Origin of the sequence: Micromonospora sp. CB01531, assembly GCF_001905095.1 — a bacterium.
Classification (GTDB): Bacteria; Actinomycetota; Actinomycetes; order Mycobacteriales; family Micromonosporaceae; genus Micromonospora.
Window position 1 is genome coordinate 1 of record NZ_LWLS01000052.1, and the last position, 2,302, is coordinate 2,302.

A 2,302-nucleotide genomic window follows, 5' to 3' on the forward strand; every position below is an offset into this window, starting at 1 on the left:
GTAGCCTTCACCCTGTAGGTGCCTTCCGTGACGGGATGATCAGGACTCTCGACAAGCCCTATTTTCCCAGATCAGAAGGCACTTCTGCGTTTCCAGCCCAGCCCATGGACAGCCGTTAACGAAGGGCTGAGGCTAGGCTTTGGATTCGAGAATCTGAACAACTGAATCGGGTTTGCGTCTGGTCGCCCGCATCGGCCGACCGCTCCTGGCAGAGAGCTGGGCAGGACACTCATCCCCGGCCCTCCGCGCGTCGGGGCCGTCCCGCCCCGGCTCACGGGCACGCCAGGGTGGAGGACCAGGGGCACACCCGGGCGCGATCGGATGCCCGCCGGGACGAGCATCAGGGCATGCGAGTTTTGACGTGGTGGTGATCGGCGCCGGCCCGGGCGGCGAGGTGGCGGCCGGCCGACTGGCCGAGGCCGGACTGGCCGAGGCAATCGTGGAGGCCGACAAGGTCGGCGGGGAGTGCCCTACTACACGTGCATGCCGTCGAAGGCGTTGCTGCGCCCGGGTGAGCTGCTCGCCGAGCTTCGCCGGGTGCCGGGGGTCGCCGAGGCGGTTGCCGGCCCGCTCGACGTCCCGGCGTGAACCACTGCGGAGGCGGCACCGGCCCACAGCCCACCGACGATCTGGGCGCGCTGGTCAACTGAGTGGAGAAGGGCCAGGGGCCCCGGCCACCCTCGCTGCTGCCACCCCCGACGGCAGCGTCACCCACAACATCTGCCGCTATCCGATGGTGAGTCGCTACACCGGCCACGGTGACCCTGCCTCGGCCACGAACTACCGCTGCGTCACCGCCTGACCTCATCCGCACAACGCGCCGGCCACAGAACTCTCACCGGGGCCGCCGCCCCGTCCTCACCAACTGACCCCACAACGGCTGCGTGCCGGCCACTGGCAGCCCGGCACACACACGCTAAGGAAGGTTCCAGATGATCAACAGGCGAACTTTTGGCAAGGCAGTCGGCGCGGGGGCGGCCGCAGCTTCGCTCGGCATATGGCCCTTGTCCTCGGCGCCGGCCTCGGCGGCCACGCCCAACGGGAGAAACTCGGCGTTTCTGTCCCCGAAAAGCCCGGGGACGGCCAAGTCCTTCGGATCGCTGAAGTATGTCGATGCCGGCGTACTGAGAGTCGGCTACGCCGAACTTGGCCCCGCCGACGGCCCCGTGGCCATCCTGCTGCACGGCTGGCCCTACGACATCCACAGTTTTGTCGACGTCGCGCCCCTACTGGCAGCAGAGGGCTACCGGGTGATCGTCCCGTACCTGCGCGGGCACGGCACGACGCGCTTCCTGTCGAGCAAGACGTTCCGCAACGCCCAGCAGGCGGTGGTCGCCCTCGACATCATCGCCTTGATGGATGCCCTCAAGATCAAGAAGGCCGTCCTCGCCGGTTTTGACTGGGGCTCCCGGACGGCCGACATCATCGCGGCGCTCTGGCCAGATCGCTGCAAGGCCCTGGTCTCCGTGACCGGTTATCTGATCACCAACCGCGAGATGAACAAGACGCCGTTGCCGCCGAAGTCCGAGTTCGCCTGGTGGTACCAGTACTACTTCACCACAGAGAGGGGTCGACTCGGCCTCGAGGAGTATCCGGACGAGTTGGCGAAGCTTGTCTGGAAGTTCAACTCGCCGACGTGGGACTTCGATGACGCGACGTTCGATCAGACCGCAAGGGCGTTCGACAACCCGGATTACACCAACATCGTGATCCACAACTACCGCTGGCGCCTGGGCCTGGCCAAGGGTGACCCGCGATACGACCGCCTCGAAAAGCGACTTGCCGAAGGCCCCGTCATCGGAGTGCCAACGATCACGCTCGATGGTGAGATGGATCCCTTCACGCCTCCAGGGAACGGCGCGAACTATCGCGACAAGTTCTCGGGCCCGTACGCACACCGGACGTTGACGGGCATCGGTCACAACGTGCCACAGGAGGCCCCCGCAGACTTCGCGGCGGCCGTCCTCGAAGTCGACGGTTTCTGATCGCCGTCAGCGTGGGACGTGCGCGCGCCTCCGCGCCACCTGGGTGTGCTTAAGTACGCACCCGGACGCCACACGAACCGAACGGATACGGGTGCGCTCCTCCGGGTCCTATTTCCCGTCCACACCGGACCCCGGAGGCGCGCTCTCTCCACCATTGGCCGGGCGTCCCGCTCGACCGGCACCTGCACACCCTCAGCGGCGGCCCGGTCATCTCCCTCGGCCTGGCGGCACAGGAGCTCAATCGGCCCGACGTGCTGCTGCTCGACGAACCGACCAACAAACGACTAGACGATCTATTCCAAGGGGTCAGTGGTCGT

2 protein-coding genes are annotated in these 2,302 nt (G+C 66.6%); both read left to right on the forward strand.

The window, feature by feature from the left end; translation table 11 throughout:
* The first annotated feature begins 465 nt into the window (after positions 1 to 465).
* A complete protein-coding gene (locus A6A27_RS47400) occupies positions 466 to 588 on the forward strand; it encodes a hypothetical protein (RefSeq protein WP_443189955.1) in 123 nt (40 codons plus the stop codon).
* A 344-nt stretch (positions 589 to 932) separates the two neighbouring features.
* Positions 933 to 1,985, forward strand: a complete 1,053-nt coding sequence (locus tag A6A27_RS08280; RefSeq protein WP_073833959.1) for an alpha/beta fold hydrolase — start codon at positions 933 to 935, stop codon at positions 1,983 to 1,985.
* Positions 1,986 to 2,302: the final 317 nt, after the last annotated feature.